Origin of the sequence: uncultured Photobacterium sp., assembly GCF_947502415.1 — a bacterium.
Taxonomy (GTDB): Bacteria; Pseudomonadota; Gammaproteobacteria; order Enterobacterales; family Vibrionaceae; genus Photobacterium.
Map to the genome: position 1 here is coordinate 1 of NZ_CANMZV010000027.1, position 19,029 is coordinate 19,029.

Annotated in this window: 16 protein-coding genes, 1 rRNA gene and 1 pseudogene; 6 read left to right on the top strand and 12 right to left on the bottom strand. The window is 48.4% G+C overall.

All coding sequences use genetic code 11. From position 1 onward, the window contains the following. The 7 genes from Q0852_RS20470 to cysG all read right to left on the bottom strand — a co-directional run. Window positions 1-78: ribosomal RNA gene (locus tag Q0852_RS20470) — 16S ribosomal RNA — on the bottom strand; the annotation flags it as partial. 731 nt (window positions 79-809) lie between these two features. Next, window positions 810-1,553, bottom strand: coding sequence for a 3'(2'),5'-bisphosphate nucleotidase CysQ (gene cysQ / locus Q0852_RS20475; RefSeq protein WP_299021452.1), 744 nt, complete (start codon window positions 1,551-1,553; stop codon window positions 810-812). Between the two features lie 14 nt (window positions 1,554-1,567). Then, window positions 1,568-2,185 carry an adenylyl-sulfate kinase gene (gene cysC / locus Q0852_RS20480; RefSeq protein WP_299021453.1) on the bottom strand — a complete coding sequence of 206 codons (618 nt, stop codon included), beginning with the start codon at window positions 2,183-2,185 and terminating at the stop codon, window positions 1,568-1,570. 31 nt (window positions 2,186-2,216) lie between these two features. After that, window positions 2,217-3,950 carry an SLC13 family permease gene (locus Q0852_RS20485; RefSeq protein ID WP_299021456.1) on the bottom strand — a complete coding sequence of 578 codons (1,734 nt, stop codon included), beginning with the start codon at window positions 3,948-3,950 and terminating at the stop codon, window positions 2,217-2,219. A gap of 4 nt (window positions 3,951-3,954) precedes the next feature. Then, the gene (cysN, locus tag Q0852_RS20490; protein WP_299021458.1) at window positions 3,955-5,385 is read right to left on the bottom strand and encodes a sulfate adenylyltransferase subunit CysN; all 1,431 of its coding nucleotides are present in this window, start codon (window positions 5,383-5,385) and stop codon (window positions 3,955-3,957) included. Between the two features lie 11 nt (window positions 5,386-5,396). Continuing rightward, window positions 5,397-6,305, bottom strand: coding sequence for a sulfate adenylyltransferase subunit CysD (cysD, locus tag Q0852_RS20495; RefSeq protein WP_299021460.1), 909 nt, complete (start codon window positions 6,303-6,305; stop codon window positions 5,397-5,399). Window positions 6,306-6,318: 13 nt separating this feature from the next. Beyond that, window positions 6,319-7,728 carry a siroheme synthase CysG gene (gene cysG / locus Q0852_RS20500; RefSeq protein ID WP_299021461.1) on the bottom strand — a complete coding sequence of 470 codons (1,410 nt, stop codon included), beginning with the start codon at window positions 7,726-7,728 and terminating at the stop codon, window positions 6,319-6,321. 409 nt (window positions 7,729-8,137) lie between these two features. Here cysG and Q0852_RS20505 point away from each other — a divergent pair, with 409 nt between their 5' ends. From Q0852_RS20505 to Q0852_RS20520, 4 genes and pseudogenes are all read left to right on the top strand, one after another. Next, window positions 8,138-10,099, top strand: coding sequence for a bifunctional 2',3'-cyclic-nucleotide 2'-phosphodiesterase/3'-nucleotidase (locus Q0852_RS20505; RefSeq protein ID WP_299021463.1), 1,962 nt, complete (start codon window positions 8,138-8,140; stop codon window positions 10,097-10,099). Between the two features lie 94 nt (window positions 10,100-10,193). After that, window positions 10,194-10,760: a Crp/Fnr family transcriptional regulator gene (locus Q0852_RS20510; protein WP_299021464.1), complete on the top strand. Its 567-nt coding sequence runs from the start codon at window positions 10,194-10,196 to the stop codon at window positions 10,758-10,760. Between the two features lie 104 nt (window positions 10,761-10,864). Then, window positions 10,865-11,329 (top strand): GNAT family N-acetyltransferase, encoded by a 465-nt coding sequence (locus Q0852_RS20515; protein ID WP_299021466.1) that lies wholly within the window; start codon window positions 10,865-10,867, stop codon window positions 11,327-11,329. Window positions 11,330-11,363: 34 nt separating this feature from the next. Further along, window positions 11,364-11,937, top strand: a pseudogene (locus Q0852_RS20520) (hypothetical protein). 114 nt (window positions 11,938-12,051) lie between these two features. On the opposite strand, the gene Q0852_RS20525 reads toward Q0852_RS20520, so the two are convergent. Next, window positions 12,052-12,717, bottom strand: coding sequence for a LysM-like peptidoglycan-binding domain-containing protein (locus Q0852_RS20525; protein WP_299021467.1), 666 nt, complete (start codon window positions 12,715-12,717; stop codon window positions 12,052-12,054). 124 nt (window positions 12,718-12,841) lie between these two features. Between Q0852_RS20525 and Q0852_RS20530 the strand changes: the two genes are divergently transcribed. Both Q0852_RS20530 and Q0852_RS20535 read left to right on the top strand, forming a co-directional pair. Continuing rightward, a complete protein-coding gene (locus Q0852_RS20530; protein WP_299021469.1) occupies window positions 12,842-13,462 on the top strand; it encodes an FKBP-type peptidyl-prolyl cis-trans isomerase in 621 nt (206 codons plus the stop codon). A gap of 202 nt (window positions 13,463-13,664) precedes the next feature. Next, a complete protein-coding gene (locus Q0852_RS20535) occupies window positions 13,665-14,162 on the top strand; it encodes a DUF2780 domain-containing protein (protein WP_299021471.1) in 498 nt (165 codons plus the stop codon). A gap of 207 nt (window positions 14,163-14,369) precedes the next feature. Here the strand turns inward: Q0852_RS20535 and Q0852_RS20540 are convergent, their stop codons facing one another. From Q0852_RS20540 to Q0852_RS20555, 4 genes are all read right to left on the bottom strand, one after another. Next, complete coding sequence (locus Q0852_RS20540; RefSeq protein WP_299021474.1) at window positions 14,370-15,131, bottom strand: phosphoadenylyl-sulfate reductase; 762 nt, start codon at window positions 15,129-15,131, stop codon at window positions 14,370-14,372. Further along, on the bottom strand, window positions 15,124-16,815 hold the full coding sequence (gene cysI / locus Q0852_RS20545; RefSeq protein WP_299021475.1) for an assimilatory sulfite reductase (NADPH) hemoprotein subunit: 1,692 nt from the start codon (window positions 16,813-16,815) through the stop codon (window positions 15,124-15,126). The genes Q0852_RS20540 and cysI overlap by 8 nt, the downstream gene beginning before the upstream one ends. Next, window positions 16,815-18,626, bottom strand: a complete 1,812-nt coding sequence (locus Q0852_RS20550) for an assimilatory sulfite reductase (NADPH) flavoprotein subunit (RefSeq protein ID WP_299021477.1) — start codon at window positions 18,624-18,626, stop codon at window positions 16,815-16,817. The genes cysI and Q0852_RS20550 overlap by 1 nt, the downstream gene beginning before the upstream one ends. Before the next feature lie 159 nt (window positions 18,627-18,785). Then, the gene (locus Q0852_RS20555; RefSeq protein ID WP_299021478.1) at window positions 18,786-19,019 is read right to left on the bottom strand and encodes a thymidylate kinase; all 234 of its coding nucleotides are present in this window, start codon (window positions 19,017-19,019) and stop codon (window positions 18,786-18,788) included. Window positions 19,020-19,029 lie beyond the last annotated feature (10 nt).

Here is a 19,029-nt window from a genome sequence, read left to right on the forward strand (position 1 = left end):
TTGTCGCTGCCGCTCGACTTGCATGTGTTAGGCCTGCCGCCAGCGTTCAATCTGAGCCATGATCAAACTCTTCAATTAAAGTTTTGTTGATTCTTTCGAATCGGCTCAATGAATACTGATTGAGTTTCCATTACTAGAAGCTAGTAACGAGAACTCGAATTGACTGTGCCAACTTATTTTCACTACCGAAGCAGTAAACTTAAATTGTATTGGTCACTCAGCTCATTGATAAATCTTTTGACTAATCATTTCACGAGTGCCCACACAGATTGCATGGTCAAATTGTTAAAGAACGTTTGGCTAACACTTGGTGCTGGCCAGGCTGCGTATCTTACGCACCTCTTTTTTTAAGTCAAGAGCTTTTTTGATTTCATCAAAACCGCTTTCTGACTAACTTCAACGACACAAAAGGTTAACTTTTAACGCTTTTGACTTACTCATTGAAGAGACTGGCCATTCTATGCAATCTAAAAACAGTGTCAAGTACCATTTTTAGTCACTTTCTTTACCAATCAGCTTACCTACAAGTTATACACAGCTTACAAATAGCTTACTAAATGCCTGGCTGCCTTGTTGATGAGGTTGCATTATAGGGAGGCGGAGATATAAGACAACCATTTTTTCCTTTTTTATTACTGTTCGACGACGATTCAAACCAAACCCTATAAAAATGACAATAAATACACCGAAACAAGTATTCATAAAACTCGAATCAAATTCATTGCCGTAGATTAAGCGTAGTCAAAAAAATAAAAACCGGAACTTAATTAAGGTAACTTGTAAAAAGGCAGCCGCAGTCTGCCTCGACATTATGCAACATTAACAATAAAGTAAGGGTTAAGGAGATCTTCGCGATGATAGTCCAAAGCATCACCATTTAGTTGTTGCACTATTGCCCCAGCACTTTCAGCAATACATTGACCCGCGGCTGTATCCCACATCATTGTCGGCCCCAAACGTGGGTAATACTGCGCTCGACCTTCAGCAACCAAGCAAAATTTAAGAGATGACCCCACCTCAACCATTTTATGTTCACCCAAAGTACTCAGGAAACTAGTCATATCCGGGCTAGGATGAGAACGGCTACCTACAACTGTCGGCACCGTTGCCGGCCTGACCTTAATCTGATCACGTCCAGCCTTAGTCTGTAACCAAGCCTTTTCACCATTACCTAACCATGTTTTCTCCAGAGCAGGAGCATGGACAACCGCCAAAATCGGCTTTCCATTTTCAATCAAAGCAACGTTTACTGTGAATTCTCCATTTTTACGAAGGAACTCTTTAGTTCCATCCAACGGATCCACCAGCCAATAGGTTTTCCAGTATTGCCTCTCAGCCCAAGGTGTATGAGCAGACTCTTCAGTTAAGATCGGAATATCCGGAGTCAAAGAAGTTAACCGCTCAACAATAATAGCATTAGCGGCAAGGTCGGCTTCTGTCACCGGGCTGCTATCAGCTTTTTCTTCAACCTGAATGTTGCCATGATAGCGATCCATGATGGCAGCTCCCGCTTCCAACGCTATATCATAAATTGATTCGAGTAAGGTACTCACAGCAGCTCCTTTTATTAGCTGATAATCTGACGTTCTTTCAATGAACCCAAACACAGGTCAACCAACTCAGCAACAGACGCCTCCCCTGCTGATAGATAAATTTCCGGAGCATCAGGTGCCTGGTATTCCGAATCAATCCCAGTGAATTGTTTAATTTCACCTGCTCGTGCTTTTTTATACAAACCTTTTGGATCACGCTTCTCGCATTCAGCTAAAGGCGTGTCGACAAAAACCTCTAGAAACTCTCCATCCGGCAACAAGTCCCGCACCAACTGACGTTCTTGGCGATGTGGCGAAATGAAGGCCGTAAGCACAATCAGGCCAGCATCCGTCATTAACTTGGCCATTTCACCTATACGGCGGATATTCTCGCGGCGATCCTCAACCGAAAAACCAAGATCTCGACAAAGGCCATGTCTGACATTATCTCCATCAAGCAGGTAGGTATGGTAGCCCAACTCTGCCAAACGAGACTCCAAAACACCAGCCACCGTCGACTTCCCAGCTCCGCTCAATCCAGTAAACCACATAACGCAAGGTTTCTGGCTTTTTTGCTGGGCACGAAAAACCTTATCAATCTGATGGCTATGCCATACAACATTCTCATCCTGAGGCCGAACTACCGCTGTCATAATCGACTCCGTATCAAAATATACTTTTATATTAGGGGTAAAAAGGAAACAGCAGTGGGATCAGCAAAAGTACTACGAACGAATATACCACCGAGATCGGTAACCCCACTCGCAGATAGTCCCTGAGCTTGTAATTTCCAACGCTATAAACCAATAGGTTCGTCTGGTAACCATAAGGGGAAATAAAACTTGCACTCGCCCCGAACAAAATCGCCATAATAAAAGGCATCGGGTCTGCGCCGTAACTAAGTGCCAAACTGTATGCTATGGGAAAAGACAAAGCTGCAGCCGCGTTGTTCGTCACCAGCTCCGTCAAGACCAATGTCAGCAAATAAATGGCAATCAAAGCCCCGTAGATCCCCCAGCTATCAAAGGAGGCCATCAACATATTGCCAATTCGCTCCGAAAGCCCGCTAGACAACATCAGTTGCGCCAACGACAAAGCAGAACCAACAATCACAATAATATCGACAGGAAACCGGCGCCTGATTTCAGCAAAAGTAATAATGCCTGTTACCACCAAGACTAACAAATAGGCGGCTAACCCATTAATGATCGGAAAAACATCAAGCAAGGCTGCAGCAATAACGCCCATAAATCCAGCCAGTACCCCAAAACTCTTACTGCTGTCGAGCCGAGCGCTCGAATCCAGTCCGTTAACCAGCACAAATTCTCGATTAAGCTGTCGCTTCTTTTCTTTAAACGTTTTTCCCGGAACGACAACCAAGGTATCACCGGCATGAAGCTCAATATTGCCAAGCCCACCAGCCAGACGTTCATGCCCACGGCGTATAGCAACCACGACCGCATCAAAACGCTCCCGGAAACGGGCACTTTTCAACGTCTTGCCACGAATTCCTGCAGAATGGCTAACAATCACCTCCAGCATTGACTGCCCATTAAGGTGGTGCTGACCAAACAAATGCAGTCCGTGGATTTCCTGCAGAGTCGCAACGCTTTCAACATCACCACAAAACAGTAAAATATCTCCGACGATTAGCCGGGTATCCGGACATACCGGAGCCAAGGTTTTGCCGTCACGGATCACCTCAGCCAAAAAAAGGCGACGCAGTGCACGCAAGCCATTCTCAGCCACCGTTTTACCCGCAAGGGGCGACCCCCCTTCTATCCGAGCTTCAAGAAAATAGGGCAAGTCATCCTGACTGTTATCATCATAGCTCGGTAAAAGGTGACTGAGTGGAATAAGGATAAGTAAGCCGATTACCAACACAGCCAGACCTATCGTCGTCGGAGCAAAAAAACCCAGGCTCGGCAAACCGGCATCTTCCACAAAACTATTAATGATGAGGTTGGTCGATGTTCCGATCAGAGTAAGGGTCCCGCCAAGAATTGCGGTATAGGAAAGCGGGATTAGCAATCGGGATGGCGCATGGCGCTGATTTCGCTTAATAGCACCAATCAACGACACCACCACAGCTGTATTATTGGTAAAAGATGATAAGAAAGCGGTCGATAACCCAAGCTTGGCAACCACTGTTGATTGGCCGCCCTGTGAAATTTGACGGCCAACCCAGCTGATCAAACGGGTTTTTTCCAGCGCAACAGAAACAAGGATCAGCAACACTAAAGTTAATAATGACGAATTAGTAAAGTTACCAGCCAGAGTCGGCAACTCTATCATCCCTGCCTGAAAACCGACGAAAGCAGCACCGGCAAACAAATAAGCCGGTTTGATCCGCGTCATCAGCAGGCAGGTGACGATCACCATTATCATCGCAAGAACCATTCCTTGTTCCCAGCTCATTACATCATCCCAGTAACTTGCTGATATCTTTTGCATCCCAGTGAGGGAAATGCTTACGGATCAGCGCATTTAACTCAACTTCAAACGCACTGATAGAATGAACTTGCGAACTCTGCTGCCCGGACAGAGCTTCTCGAACCATTCCTGCCCCGACAGTCACATTGCTCAAACGATCAATCAGGATAAAGCCACCGGTATCAGTACAATTCTGATAGGCATCGACCGCAATAGCCTCATTGAGTGCCACTTCACACAAACCTATTCCGTTGAGAGGCAAGCTGTCGACAGCAAACGTCTCAAGGTTATTAATATCGACCTGATGCCGAATCACCTCAACAGCTCCTATGGTCTTCTTACCGGCAACCTTAATATCGTACTGCCGCCCGACTTCTAACGGCGCTTCTGACATCCAGACAATATCCGCCAACAAATGGCTGCTGAGTGGCACTTCATCACTTTGCGCCACCAGCGTATCACCTCGACTGATATCAATTTCATCGTTTAAAGTGAGGGTAACCGCCTGACCCGGATAAGCCTCTTCCAAATCACCGTCGAAGGTCACAATTCGAGCAACCGTCGAGGTTTTTTCCGAAGGTAATACCTTTACATTATCCCCGACTTTGACATTCCCGGAAGCCACTGTGCCAGCAAATCCCCTAAAATCCAGATTAGGTCTATTCACATACTGCACAGGAAAACGAAATGGCTTAATTTCTTTCTCCTGGCCGATATCGATGCTTTCCAATATCGCTAATAATGGCTCACCCTCATACCACGGAGTTTGCAAGCTACGCTCAACAACATTGTCGCCATCCAAAGCAGATAGCGGCACCAACGTGATATCCAGATCCGCGTTCAGTTTATCGGCAAACGCCAGGTACTCATCCTTAATAGACTCAAAGCGCGACTGTTCAAAGCCAACCAAGTCCATCTTGTTTACGGCCACGACAAAATGACGGATCCCCAGCAGACTGGCGATATAAGAATGACGACGAGTCTGATCAAGCACACCTTTACGGGCATCTATCAAAATCACGGCCACATCACAGGTTGAAGCCCCCGTTGCCATATTACGAGTGTACTGCTCATGGCCAGGGGTATCGGCAATAATAAATTTGCGCTTCTTGGTCGAAAAATACCGATAAGCGACGTCAATAGTGATCCCTTGCTCACGCTCAGCTTGCAGACCATCAACCAACAGAGCCAGATCAGGCTTATCACCTGTAGTTCCGACTTTCAGGCTATCAACGTGGATCGCCGCCAGCTGATCTTCATAAATCTGCTGGGAGTCATGTAACAAGCGACCAATCAGAGTACTCTTACCATCATCCACCGAGCCACAGGTCAAAAATCTAAGCAGGGACTTGTTTTGATGCTGATCCAGGTAAGCTTCGATACCCAGCTCCGCGACTTGTTGTTCAATTGCGCTATTCATTCATCCTCTCCTTAGAAGTAGCCCTGGCGTTTTTTCAGTTCCATCGAACCTGACTGATCATGGTCAATCGCCCTGCCCTGACGCTCACTCGATGTTGCCACCAACATTTCCTCAATAATGCCGGGCAGCGTATTGGCCTGCGACTCAATAGCACCGGTCAACGGATAGCACCCTAAAGTACGGAAGCGCACACTTTTATGCTCAATTTCTTCGCCCGGAAGCAGCTCCATACGATCGTCATCAACCATAATCAACATACCGTCACGATTAACAACAGGACGCACCTCGGACAAATAGAGTGGCACGATATCAATACCTTCTAAATAGATGTATTGCCAGATATCCAGCTCAGTCCAATTGGAAAGCGGGAACACACGTATGCTCTCGCCTTTATTGATCTGACCGTTATAAGTTTTCCATAGTTCTGGACGTTGGTTTTTCGGATCCCAGGTATGATTTTTATCGCGGAATGAGTAAACACGCTCCTTTGCCCGAGACTTTTCCTCATCACGGCGGGCACCGCCAAATGCGGCATCAAAACCATATTGGTTCAATGCCTGCTTGAGGGCCTGAGTTTTCATGATGTCAGTATGTTTGGAAGAACCATGTTTGAACGGGCTGATCCCCATAGCCAAACCTTCCTGGTTCTTATGGACCAGCAAATCGAAGCCGTACTTTTTCGCCGTACGATCACGGAACTCAATCATTTCGCGGAACTTCCAGTTCGTATCGACATGAAGAAGAGGAAATGGGATCTTACCTGGATAGAATGCCTTTCGAGCCAAATGCAGCATCACTGATGAATCTTTCCCGATGGAGTACATCATTACAGGGTTATCAAACTCGGCAGCCACTTCACGGATAATATGAATACTCTCCGCTTCCAACTGCTTGAGGTGGGTAAAACGTTTGGGGTCCATCACTCTCTCCATACTATGCCAGCTTCACTACAGCGGAGTGCTGTGGTTGCTGCTCCTGCTTTTCGAACCAATGTAGTTTTTCAGATAAATTCACAACTTCTCCCACCACTATCAGGGCTGGGGAAGCCGAATGTTGAGCTAACTGAGCCAACTCATGAAGCTGACCTTTCAAAACTTTTTGATTTTTCTGGGTACCGCGCTCAATGATGGCCACAGGTGTTTCAGGGGCACGACCGTGTGTAATTAACTGTAGTTCAATATCTTGCGCTTTAAGCAGCCCCATATAAATGACCAAAGTTTGCTTATCTCGGGCAAGGGTAGACCAGTCAAGCTGATCGCTATCTGGCTTAAGGTGACCGGTAATAAACATTGCAGTCTGAGCATAATCACGATGGGTCAGCGGGATCCCCGCATAGGCTGTTGCCCCGGCTGCTGCCGTAATCCCCGGTACAACCTGAAACGGAATACCGGCATCAAACAACACTTCCAACTCCTCGCCACCACGACCAAAGACAAACGGATCACCGCCTTTCAGACGAACTACCCGCTTCCCCCGCTGGGCGTAATGTACCAACAGCTGGTTGGTCTCTTCCTGTGGCACACTGTGGAAGCCGGCCTTCTTACCAACACAGATCAACTCTGCATCACGGCGAACCAAATCCATTACCTCGTCGGACACCAAGTAGTCATACAGGACAACATCGGCTTGTTGCATCAATTGCAATGCCCGTAAAGTCAGCAGCCCCGCATCACCTGGACCGGCACCAATCAACGCCACCTGTCCTTGCGGCTCAACCTTTTTCGACAGAGAGTGCAACTCATGTTCGGCTTCTTGATCCTGCCCAGCAGCGACCAACTCCGAAAAACGTCCGTCAAAGGCTTGCTCCCAGAAATGACGACGAGCAGTCAGCGTCGTTATGTTTTTTGCCAGTCGAGTCCGGAATTTCCCGGCTATTTCTGCCATTCGTCCCAGGTGCTGAGGTAAGAGCGATTCGAGCTTCTCACGGATCAAACGAGCAAGCACCGGGGCTTGGCCTGAGGAAGAAATAGCGACAATGATCGGCGAGCGATCAACAATAGAAGGGACAATAAAGCTGCAACGCTGGGTATCATCAACCACATTCACCATCACCTGGCGCTGGTTGGCTGATTGGTAAACCAGAGCATTGACTGCCTTGCGGTCAGTCGCGGCAATCGCCAGAAAAATACCGTCAAGATATAAGGGAGAAAATTCTTCGGCAAGGAAAGTAATATCACCGGCCTGCAAGGCTCGTTGGAAATCTGCATTTAATTTGGGCGCAATGACTCGAACATCCGCCCCCGCCTTTAACAGCATGCGGGTTTTGCGCCATGCAACATCACCACCGCCGACAACCAGGCAAGGCCGATGTTTCAAGTCTGCAAAAATTGGCAAGTAATCCATTCCAGCGCCCTCAAGTCCTATAACTAAAAGCACTATAGTTGGGCTGGGATATTACTTGAAATTCTATAATTTCATTTTTTATTCCAAAAAGTTTGGAATAGACATAAATACAGTGAATACCGCCACGAAAATGGCGAAGTTTAGTTAATCAATATAAAAATAGCAGTAATTACATAGATGTAAGGCATGGACTCATATTGCCACTAGGCTAATTGGGCTTATGTTATGCCTTTTTTGTATTAGTTGTCAGAACCAAACCTAGTGAAATAATAAGCATAATTAGTTTTTGTCTTCTTTTTCGAGCAAAAAATGCGATTCCAAACACAATAAGGTAACCAGCTCACGAAACAGCGACATCTTTTTTGATACCTTAAGCACGCTTTTTCTGTTCTATATCCTGGAGATAACCATGAAACTATCAGCCAAGCCGCTGTCGATTGCTGTACTTGGTGGCCTGCTAGCCATGGCTGGCCCAGCCACCGCTGAAACAATCAAATTACGTATCTTGGAAACAACCGATATCCATACCAATGTTATGGATTACGACTACTACAAAGATAAACCAACCCTGAAAACGGGTTTGGTGCGTACGGCAACGCTGGTGAAAAAAGCCCAAGCCGAGGTCATCAACAGTATCCTGGTTGATAACGGCGACTTAATTCAGGGAAGTCCTATGGGTGACTACATGGCGGCAAAAGGTATCAAATCTGGTGAAATTCACCCGGTTTACAAAGCCATGAACCAGCTGGACTATGAAGTTGGTAACCTGGGCAACCATGAATTCAACTATGGCCTGGATTTCCTGAAAACGTCGTTGGAAGGAGCTGACTTCCCTTACGTTAATGCCAATGTCTACGATCTAAAAACAGACAAGAACCTGTTCACGCCTTACATTATCAAGACGCACACCTTCAAGGATACTGATGGTGTCGAGCACGACGTCAAAGTCGGCTACATTGGTTTCGTTCCACCGCAAATCATGATTTGGGATAAAAAGAACCTGGAAGGCAAAGTCGAAGTCAAAGATATCAAGCAAACCGCTGAGAAGTTTGTGCCGCGAATGAAAGCGGAAGGCGCAGACATCATTGTCGCGATCCCTCACTCAGGCGTCACTGCCGACCCATATAAAGTGCTGGCAGAAAACTCAGTGTACTACCTCACCGAAGTTGACGGTATTGATGCTATCACCTTCGGCCACTCCCATGCTGTCTTCCCAAGCAAGGCTTTCGCCAGCCTGCCGAATACCGACATAGAAAAAGGCACTATCAACGGCGTACCTGCTGTTATGCCTGGACGCTGGGGTGACCATCTGGGCGTAATCGACCTGGTACTGGAAAAAGCAGGTAATGACTGGACAGTTACTGGCGCTCAAACCGAAGCACGTCCAATCTATGACAAATTCAAGAAAAAAGCCTTGGTAGAAGCCGACACCGACATGGTTGCCGCCTTAAAGGCAGATCACAAAGGTACCCGTGAATTCGTCAATCAACCAATCGGCAAAGCCAGTGATGTTATGTACAGCTACCTGGCATTGGTACAGGACGATCCAACCGTACAGATCGTCAGCATGGCCCAGAAAGATTATGTCGAGCGCTTTATTCAGGGCGATCCGGATCTGGATGGTATTCCGGTTCTGTCTGCAGCTGCGCCGTTCAAAGCCGGTGGTCGCGGTAACGACCCAGCTAACTTCACCGAGGTCGAATCAGGCCAGCTGACATTCCGTAATGCTGCCGACCTTTACCTCTACCCAAATACCCTGGTAGCGATGAAAGTTACCGGTAAAGAAGTGAAAGAGTGGCTTGAATGCTCTGCTGGTCAGTTCAACCAAATTGGTCTTAACAGCACGGCACAGCAAAGCCTGATCAACTGGGACGGCTTCCGTACTTATAACTTCGATGTTATCGATGGTGTTAACTACAGCATCGATATCTCCCAACCGGCCCGTTATGACGGTGACTGTAAGCTAGTAAATAACAAAGCCGAACGCATCAAAGAGCTGAGCTTCAACGGTAAACCCGTTGACCCAACACAGACATTCATCATCGCGACCAACAACTACCGCGCCTACAGCGGCAAATTTGCCGGTACTGGTGAAGCCTTTGTGGCATTTGCTTCACCAGATGAAAACCGTACCGTGGTAGCCGACTTCATCAGCCGTATCAGCAAAGAAAAAGGCCAAGTAGTACCAAGTGCCGACAACAACTGGCGCTTTGCTCCGCTTAAAAGCGACAAAAAACTGAATGTAACATTCGAAACCTCGCCAAGCGACAAAGCTGCACAGTTTATCAAGGGCAAGGGCCAATACCCGATGGAAAAAGTCGCGACTGACAAAGTAGGCTTTGCGATATACCGCATAGATCTGCAAAAGTAATTACTGACATTCTGTCACTCTGAAAATACCGCGGCCTGACCCGCGGTATTTTTTTGCTATGATGGCAAAATATCTATCTTCAATGATCGCCAATATGAAAGAGTCCCTATACCAATTTCTCAGCCAGCTAGGCGCGACGCAAGAGACAATCGAGCAGGCTGTTGCTCTGGCTGAACCAATGGAACTACCGACCCGGCATGTACTCCTTAACCAAGGGGAGTCACCGGCTTACTGCTACTTCCTGCTTGAAGGTTCATGTCATGCTTGCTACCTCACCGCCGAAGGTAAACAATTCAGTAAAGAGTTTTACTGGGATCAGGATGTTCTGATCGGCTTCGAAAGCCTGATCAGCGGACAACCGTCTCCATACTTATTGGAAACCCTCTCTGCCAGCAGACTGTTAGCCCTGCCAATCAGCCTGCTTAATCAATGGCGAGATGAAGGCAACCCGCTTTATATCCGCCTATTGGAACGTCAGTTAATCTATAAAGAACAAAAAGAAAGATTTATGCTGATGCACAGCCCTGAAGAACGTTATCAACTTTTTGCCGCCAACTTTTCTGATCTTCAGACCCGAATTGCGGATTACCAAATTGCGTCTTATCTGGGGATCACGCCTATCAGCCTTAGTCGGATCAAGAAGCGGCTTGAAGAGGAATAATACCAAACTGAATAATTTGAACGGCGCTTAACAAGCGTTAATGCCAGGAAGGCAAGCGACAGCTAATCTGCTGTAAACACTAATTTCAGCCAGGGAGAAAAACGATGCAATGGCAATGCCTGCCTTTCGAACAACTGAACACCCACCAGCTCTATGATCTGCTGAAACTCAGGGTCGATGTCTTTGTTGTCGAACAAAACTGCCCTTACCCAGATCTGGACGACAATGACCACCTAGCTGGTACACATCACTTGCTGGGTTACCAGAACGACCAGCTCGTGGCCTACCTGAGACTACTGCCGCCGGGTACCACTTATTCCAACGCCAGTATCGGCCGGGTCCTAACAGCAGAATCTACTCGGGGAACCGGGGGTGGGCATGATCTAATTCGCCAGGGGCTTGAACATGCAGAACAGTTATGGCCTGACCAAACCATCGACATCGGAGCCCAATCCCACCTCCAGCATTATTACGCCCGTTATGGCTTCGAGACCATTTCTGAGGAATACCTGGAAGACGGTATTCCTCATATCGACATGAGGCTGGGCAAAGGCATTGTCTGTGACTAGGCTCTCCCCTGTCGCCATCGGAGTACTGCTCCTCATGTTGGGCAACCTGTCATCATCCTTATCAGATGTAGCTGTCAAACTACTGGAGGGCGGGATCAGCGCCTTTCAGTACATGTTCATCCGCCAGCTACTCAGTGTCCTCTTCGTCTTGCCGCTCTGGCTGAAGCTGGCGCCGGCACAGCGAGCTATCGGCATGGCTACTGAAAGAAAAACCGGAACGTTCGAAAGTACTGGCCACCCTAACCGGCTTTTTCGGTGTCCTGGTGAGAAAACTACCGGCACAGCAACCTGTTATTGCTACCCAGTTCTGGACCGGCGTGTTCTCCCTGCCTGTTGCCGGCGTGCTGGCTGCCAACTTTTGGCACCCCATCACCGTTGTGGAACTCGGTCTGATTGCTGCCAGTGCTTTATTTATTCTGGGCTATCATGGCTGCAGTGTTGCAGCCTACCGCCGCGCCGAAACTGGCCGCCTGGGGCTGATTGAATATTCTGGACTTGTTTTTGTCACCCTTATCGGTATTACCGGGTTCAATGAGGTGCCCGACCTCCTGACAAGTTTGGGGATCATTCTAATCATTCTTCCGATGATGCCCTTGGACTTCCGATGATGCCCTTGGAGCGATTACGTCGGAATCCAACACAGACGACTTCGGCAAATAGCAGTGACACCCAGATAGCAAAAAAGGCCGCGTAGCGGCCTTTCCTTCAATTCAATGCAAACCTTACTGGCTGCGGACAAAACTGCCGTCAGAACGACGGAAAAACATCACTGGCTCACCACTGCGACTTTCAATTTGCAGCGCATCCAACCCGCCATCCTCAGTTTGCTTATAGCGCAGCCATTGTCCGGCCTTGATCCGGCTTAACGGCTTACCCTTACCTTCAATCGCAGCAACAGCATATAGATCGGCCAGTGGTAAGGAGTTGTCACGGAAGATATTTGCCATCGTTTCCCCCTTATTAACCTCATACTGGTACCACTCCTGTGCCATGGGCTGCTGGTGCGCAGGAGAAGCAGGCTCTGATACCGAAGCGGTTGTACTGGCAACCGGACGTTTTGGTGATGCAGGCTCTACACGCTGGCTAACCGGCGGCAATTCTTGCTGACTACCACCCAGTTTTAACTCGACATCGCGCCGTTGAGGCTCACCGCTATTCACGGTCGACGGCGCGTCACTGGCTGGTATAACCGACAAAATAGCCACAACAGGGACCAGGACAGCCAACGCCCGACGGTGTAGTTTCGGCAAACTCAACCATTTGGCTTTTAATAATGCCAACTTTGCCTGATGGTGCGTTTTGTAAACACCAAAACTTGCCTTGTTAAGGGAAAAACTAGGCAGTTTAAATTCTCTTTTTTTCTTCGAACGGCGTTTGGCCTGTCCCATATACAACACTCCAGAGCATTATCGCTCACGCAATCAAACGACATCTTGCCACAAAAGTTTACCCCTAAGGGTCTAAACTGTTATCCTGCCTGCTTAAATTCACTCTACACAAAGAGATGACACCATGTCTGACATTAAACTAGATACAGTTGAAACTAAAGCAAGCTACGGTATCGGTCTACAAATGGGCCAGCAGCTAGCACAAAGCGGTCTTGAAGGCCTAAATGTTGCAGCTATCGCTAAAGGTATCGCAACTTCACTTACTGGTGAAATGCCAGAAATCGAAGTTGACGAAATCAACAATGCACTACGTGAAATCCACACTCGTGCAGAAGAAGTTCGTCAGGAACAAGCTAAAGCAGCCGCTGCTGAAGGTGAAGCATTCCTAAAAGATAACGCACTACGTTCTGAAGTTACAGTAACTGAATCTGGTCTTCAGTACGAAGTTCTTGTTGAAGGTAACGGTGAAATCCCGACTTCAGACAAGCAAGTACGTGTTCACTACCACGGCGAACTAACTGACGGTACAGTATTCGACAGCTCAGTATCTCGCGGTCAGCCAGCAGAATTCCCTGTAACTGGCGTTATCGCTGGTTGGGTTGAAGCTCTACAAATGATGCCTGTTGGCTCTAAGTGGAAGCTTTACATTCCTCAAAACCTAGCTTACGGCGAGCGTGGTGCAGGTGCTGCAATCCCTCCTTACGCAGCGCTAGTATTCGAAGTTGAACTACTAGACATCCTGTAAGACGGCCAAGTCAAACAGAATAAATCAAACGGTGCTCAGGCACCGTTTTTTATCGTACCAAACATCTACATCTCCTCTCAATACCCCAACCAAGCGTCACACACCATATAATTTCAATTTAATTTGGTACTTACGCAGCATTCCCCACTACGCTTAAACGTGAATCAAAGGACGCTTAGCGCGCTAATCAAAGGAGAATGCCATGACATGTAAGCTCAGTTTCACCCGTCGTTTACTCACAATCACCACTCTGTTTAGCTGCCTGATCTTCTCGGCCAGCAGTTCTGCATTCAGTCTCTCAGATCTATTTGGCGGCAGTGATGACAAACAACCCGAAGCCTCGACCGCCAGCAACCCGCTCACCGATATACTCAGCAGCCAGCTCGATGTCACCCCGGAACAAGCCGCGGGCGGTGCCGGAGCACTATTATCACTGGCATCAAGCCAACTTAATGGCGATCAGGCTACCGAGCTAACCCAAATGATCCCCGGAGCCGATGCCCTCAGTGCCGCTATCCCGCCGGGACTGGGTGGCCTGCTAACCAACATCGATACCATCAACCAGGTATTTTCAGCCCTGGGAATGGATGCCAGCATGGTAAGCCAGTTTGTGCCTATCGTAATGCAGTTCCTGGGCGATCAGGGAGCCAGTGCCGGGCTAATGCAATCTCTCGGCACGATTTGGAATCCAGCCAGCTAAACTGTCGCGGCAGGGAGAATAACGGAACACTCCCTGCTTCCTGTCAAAAACAAGTAAATAATTGAATAAGAACAGTTAGCAGACATTTACAGCGTTCTATTTCCCATACAACAAAAAAGCCTGAGCAGTTAGCGACTACTCAGGCTTTTAAACTTTCTCCATTATACTTTCAGTTTCTAGGTTTCCACCTAATAGAAATAAAAGCGGTCAAATCCCGGAACCTCCGTATTCACCGTCATCTTCATGTAACCCGCACTCACGCTTAAGGCCAAAGAAACGAGTATCTTCTTCTTTCATACCCGGCTCCCATTTTCGGGTCGTATGGGTATCCCCCACCGACATGTAACCTTGATCCCAAAGCGGGTGGTAAGGTAATTCATGTCGTATCAGATACTGATGGATCTCCCTGTTGCTCCAGTCAATCAACGGCAGGAACTTAAACAAACCATTCTGGATAGCCAAAATCGGCAGTGTGGCCCGCGAATCTGACTGTTCACGCCGCAAACCAGAAAACCAGGTTCCGATACTCAGCTCATCCAAAGCCCGCCGCATCGGCTCGACTTTATTGATACGATTATACTGCTTAAGCCCTTCGACACCCTGCTCCCATAAGCGGCCAAACCGAGCCTCCTGCCATGCAGAGGTCAGCTCTGAGCGATAGACATGCAGGTTCAGCGATAGTCGTTCGGTCAACAGATCAATAAACTGATAAGTTTCCGGGAATAGATAGCCGGTATCGGTCAGAATCACCGGAATATCCGGCTTCTCTCGGGTAACCATATGAAGCATCACAGCCGACTGGATCCCAAAACTTGATGCGAGCGCAAACTCACCATCCAAGTGCTCCAGCGCCCAGCGGATGCGTGATTCTGCTGAAAGCCCCTCCAGTTCAGCATTGATTTCCGCCAACTGCAAAATCTGCTCAACTTTGCTCTGTTGCCGCAGCTCTGACAACACTAATTTAGGCATAGAAATCCCTCTTTGACACCAGTACCGGCTTAATAATCCCGGCACGGATTGTGAAATCGCCAAAATCCTCACCATCTTCTCGCTCAGTTGCCCAGCGTGCCACCAAGGCATCAATCTCTTCCATTATCTGAGCTACCGTGATGTTTTCCTTGTACATCTTAGGTACCCGGGTTCCGTTACGATTCCCGCCTAAATAGAGGTTATAACGCCCCGGTGCCTTGCCCACCAAGCCGATCTCGGCAAGCATCGCCCGGCCACAACCGTTAGGACAACCGGTTACCCGTAAAATAATATTCTCGTCTTTTGCCAGCCCATGTTTAGCCAGCAGCCCTTCGACATCGGTAACAAAACCCGGCAGGAAACGTTCCGCCTCAGCCATCGCCAACGGACAGGTCGGCAGCGAGACACAAGCCATCGAATTTTTACGCTGCTCGCTGACACCATCATCGATCAGGCCGTGATCACGGGCGATCTTTTCGATCTTTTCTTTATCCTTTGCAGCCACACCAGCCACAATCAAATTTTGATTAGCCGTCATCCTGAAATCACCGGTATGAACTTTGGCAATCTCTGCCATTCCGGTCTTAAGCGACTTACCGGGATAATCCAGCAAACGACCATTTTCTATAAACAACGCCAGATGATGTTTACCGTCTATTCCTTCCACCCAGCCGATACGGTCACCGCGATCGGTAAACTCATAAGGGCGGCTCTCAGTAAAAGTAATCCCCGCCCGTTTCTCGACTTCAGCCTTGAACACATCAACTCCGACACGATCCAGCGTATATTTAGTCTTGGCATTCTTACGGTTTGAGCGATTTCCCCAATCGCGCTGGGTTGTCACCACCGCAGCAGCAACATCTAATGTTTTCGCTAACGGGATAAAACCAAAATCATCGGCTCGGCGCGGATAAGTTGACTTGTCACCATGGGTCATAGCCAAGCCGCCTCCTACCAGCACATTAAAACCAACCAGCTTGCCCCCTTCGGCAATTGCCACAAAGTTCAAATCATTGGCATGAATGTCAACATCGTTCTGCGGCGGGATCACCACCGTCGTCTTAAACTTACGCGGCAAATAGGTGCTGCCCAGGATCGGTTCCTCGTCGGTGGTTTCCACCTTTTCACCATCAAGCCAGATCTCGGCATAAGCACGGGTCTTCGGCAGCAAGTGCTCGCTGATCTTTTTCGCCCATTCATAGGCTTCTTGGTGAAGAGTGGACTCGACGGGGTTAGAAGTACACAAAACGTTACGGTTCACATCCCCGGCAGTCGCAATTGAATCAATCCCGATCTGATTCAGGGTCCGGTGCATCAGCTTGATATTTGGCTTCAGTACCCCGTGGAACTGGAACGTCTGGCGTGTCGTCAAGCGGATACTACCGTACAAACTGTGTTCTTCGGCAAACTTGTCGATCGCCAACCATTGTTTTGGTGTGATAATCCCGCCCGGCATCCGTGCCCGCAGCATCACATTATGCAGCGGTTCCAGCTTTTGCTTGGCGCGTTCGGTACGGATATCACGGTCATCCTGCTGGTACATACCATGAAAACGGATCAGCTGGAAGTTATCAGCGGTAAACCCACCGGTAATGCGGTCATTCAGGTCATCGACAATCGTACCTCGTAGAAAATTACTTTCTCGTTTCAGGCGTTCGTTATCTGATAATTTCAGCTCGCTCATTAGTACACATCCCTCTGATAACGCTTGCTCTTACGCAGCTCGCTAAGATACTGCTCCGCCTGTTCGCGGCTTTGTTTACCTTGTCGCTCAACCACGGTGACCAGTGCCTCCTGGACATCTTTCGCCATCTTATTGGCATCACCACAGACATAAATATGAGCCCCATCCTGCAGCCACTTCCACACTTGCGCTGCATGCTCCAAGATTCGGTGCTGGACATAGACTTTTTCGGCCTGATCTCGGCTAAATGCCACATCCATCTGGGTCAAAACTCCAGATTTCAGATACTTCTGCCATTCAACCTGATACAAGAAATCTTCCGTAAACGTTCGATCACCAAAGAACAACCAGTTCTTACCTGAGGCGCTACGATTCTCTCGTTCCTGAACAAAAGCTCTGAAAGGAGCAATACCGGTTCCGGGACCTATCATGATCACCGGCGTATTATCGTCCGACGGCAACTTGAAGTTATTATTACCCTCAACAAAGACTTTTACGCTGCCCCCTTCCTCCAGGCGATGTGATAAATAACCCGATGCGCCGCCCTGACGAATTTCATCGCCACTGCCGTACTCCACAACCCCAACGGTCAGATGCACTTCTTCGCCGACCTCTTCCTGACTGGAAGCAATGGAATACAAACGCGGGGTCAGCCTACGTAGCAAGCCGGTAAGCTGCTCAGCCGTCAACTTGGTTTTCTTTTCGGCCAGCACATCAATCAGCTGGGTCTGGCCGGCATAACGGCGTAGCTTGTCTTTATCTGCCACCAGCTTGGCCAGTTTTTTACTGCCGGATAGCTCTGCAAACTGAGTAACTAACTGCGGATTGGCAACCGTGATCTCATACTTGCTGATCAATGCCTGTTTCAAAGACAAGGATTCGCCATCAATTTCGATGCTCTCCGAACCGTCAAGGCCAACACGAGTAACCACAGCATCAGCCAAAGCCGGATCATTTTCATACCACACCCCCAGCGCATCGCCCGGCTGGTAACTCAATCCGGCTCCTTCCAGATCAATTTCGATATGGCGAACATCCTTACCCGAGCTACGCCCGGTAATTTTCTGATTGGTTAGCAAGGCTGCCTGATAAGGATTTTGCTTGGAATAGGCAGACACCGCCTGCTGAGTATTCGCAACAGGTAGCTGGACGACCTCGGCATCGCCAACAGATAACGTTTCCCTAACCTTATCCAGGGCCTGGTTACACCACTCGGCAGCCGGGGCATCATAATCAACATCACAATTAAGGCGCGGTAACATCGGCTCAGCACCAAGCTTGCCAAGGAAACCGTCGAAATCTTTTGCGGTCTGGCAGAAAAACTCGTAGCTGGAATCACCCAGGCCAATCACGGCATATTTGAGATTAGGCAGCTTCGGCGCTTTCTTCGATTGTAAGAATTCATGCAACTCAATCGCATCATCCGGCGCCTCACCCTCACCATGGGTAGAAGCAACAATGATGACATGGCTCTCCTTTGCCAGATTCTTACCTTTATAGTCACCGGCAGAAAAAAGTTCAGCGGCAATACCAGCGGCACCCGCCTCCTCTTTCAAGGCTTCGGCAACCCCCTTGGCATTCCCCGTCTGAGAAGCATAAATAATAGTGAGTTTACCTGCAGGCTGGGCTGCCACCACAGGTTGCTGGGCCGGTTGTAACTGCCCTGCAGGCTGAGTTTGGCTTAGCCCCCAAAAATAACCGCTGATCCACGCCATCTGTTGTGGCGTTAATTCTGCTGCGGCCTGTTGCAGCTGGCTGATTTGCTGATCATTGAGCGGACTGGCTATAGCCGAGAGTTCCTTAAGTAACATGACACGACGATCCCTATACATTGCGTAGTGTTAGATTAGCGACTCAAGGAAATAACAAGAAAGAATAGATAAGAATGTTTTATAACTTTTAGTAAGGTATAAAAGCATAAAACGGAACCGGCCTAACCTGGTATTAAGCCGGGACAATCACGCATGATGTTAAAAGGTATCAGCAATGCGTACCTGGTGGAAACCGACTTCAAAAGCCCGTTCGGTCGCGGTATCAATATCCCGGTAACACTTCTCGCTACCGGCACCGTCGGTTAGTGGCACGAAGCCCCCGCGACGATGGCGAAACTCGACGATCCAGCCATTAGCCTGAATCGAAGGCTCGATAACCGCTTCCACTATTTCACTATTGGCATATAAACGCTTCAGTTCAGTTAATGTCATCCGCCCATTT

What these genes read in the sequence shown, in the direction of transcription:
- cysC (WP_299021453.1), bottom strand. Translation starts at nt 2,185, where the DNA reads ATGACAGCGGTAGTTCGGCCTCAGGATGAGAATGTTGTATGGCATAGC.
- cysG (WP_299021461.1), bottom strand. Translation starts at nt 7,728, where the DNA reads ATGGATTACTTGCCAATTTTTGCAGACTTGAAACATCGGCCTTGCCTG.
- cysI (WP_299021475.1), bottom strand. Translation starts at nt 16,815, where the DNA reads ATGAGCGAGCTGAAATTATCAGATAACGAACGCCTGAAACGAGAAAGT.
- Q0852_RS20505 (WP_299021463.1), top strand. Translation starts at nt 8,138, where the DNA reads ATGAAACTATCAGCCAAGCCGCTGTCGATTGCTGTACTTGGTGGCCTG.
- Q0852_RS20525 (WP_299021467.1), bottom strand. Translation starts at nt 12,717, where the DNA reads ATGGGACAGGCCAAACGCCGTTCGAAGAAAAAAAGAGAATTTAAACTG.
- Q0852_RS20540 (WP_299021474.1), bottom strand. Translation starts at nt 15,131, where the DNA reads ATGCCTAAATTAGTGTTGTCAGAGCTGCGGCAACAGAGCAAAGTTGAG.
- Q0852_RS20510 (WP_299021464.1), top strand. Translation starts at nt 10,194, where the DNA reads ATGAAAGAGTCCCTATACCAATTTCTCAGCCAGCTAGGCGCGACGCAA.
- Q0852_RS20530 (WP_299021469.1), top strand. Translation starts at nt 12,842, where the DNA reads ATGTCTGACATTAAACTAGATACAGTTGAAACTAAAGCAAGCTACGGT.
- cysD (WP_299021460.1), bottom strand. Translation starts at nt 6,305, where the DNA reads ATGGACCCCAAACGTTTTACCCACCTCAAGCAGTTGGAAGCGGAGAGT.
- Q0852_RS20555 (WP_299021478.1), bottom strand. Translation starts at nt 19,019, where the DNA reads ATGACATTAACTGAACTGAAGCGTTTATATGCCAATAGTGAAATAGTG.
- Q0852_RS20550 (WP_299021477.1), bottom strand. Translation starts at nt 18,626, where the DNA reads ATGTTACTTAAGGAACTCTCGGCTATAGCCAGTCCGCTCAATGATCAG.
- cysN (WP_299021458.1), bottom strand. Translation starts at nt 5,385, where the DNA reads ATGAATAGCGCAATTGAACAACAAGTCGCGGAGCTGGGTATCGAAGCT.
- Q0852_RS20535 (WP_299021471.1), top strand. Translation starts at nt 13,665, where the DNA reads ATGACATGTAAGCTCAGTTTCACCCGTCGTTTACTCACAATCACCACT.
- Q0852_RS20485 (WP_299021456.1), bottom strand. Translation starts at nt 3,950, where the DNA reads ATGAGCTGGGAACAAGGAATGGTTCTTGCGATGATAATGGTGATCGTC.
- Q0852_RS20515 (WP_299021466.1), top strand. Translation starts at nt 10,865, where the DNA reads ATGCAATGGCAATGCCTGCCTTTCGAACAACTGAACACCCACCAGCTC.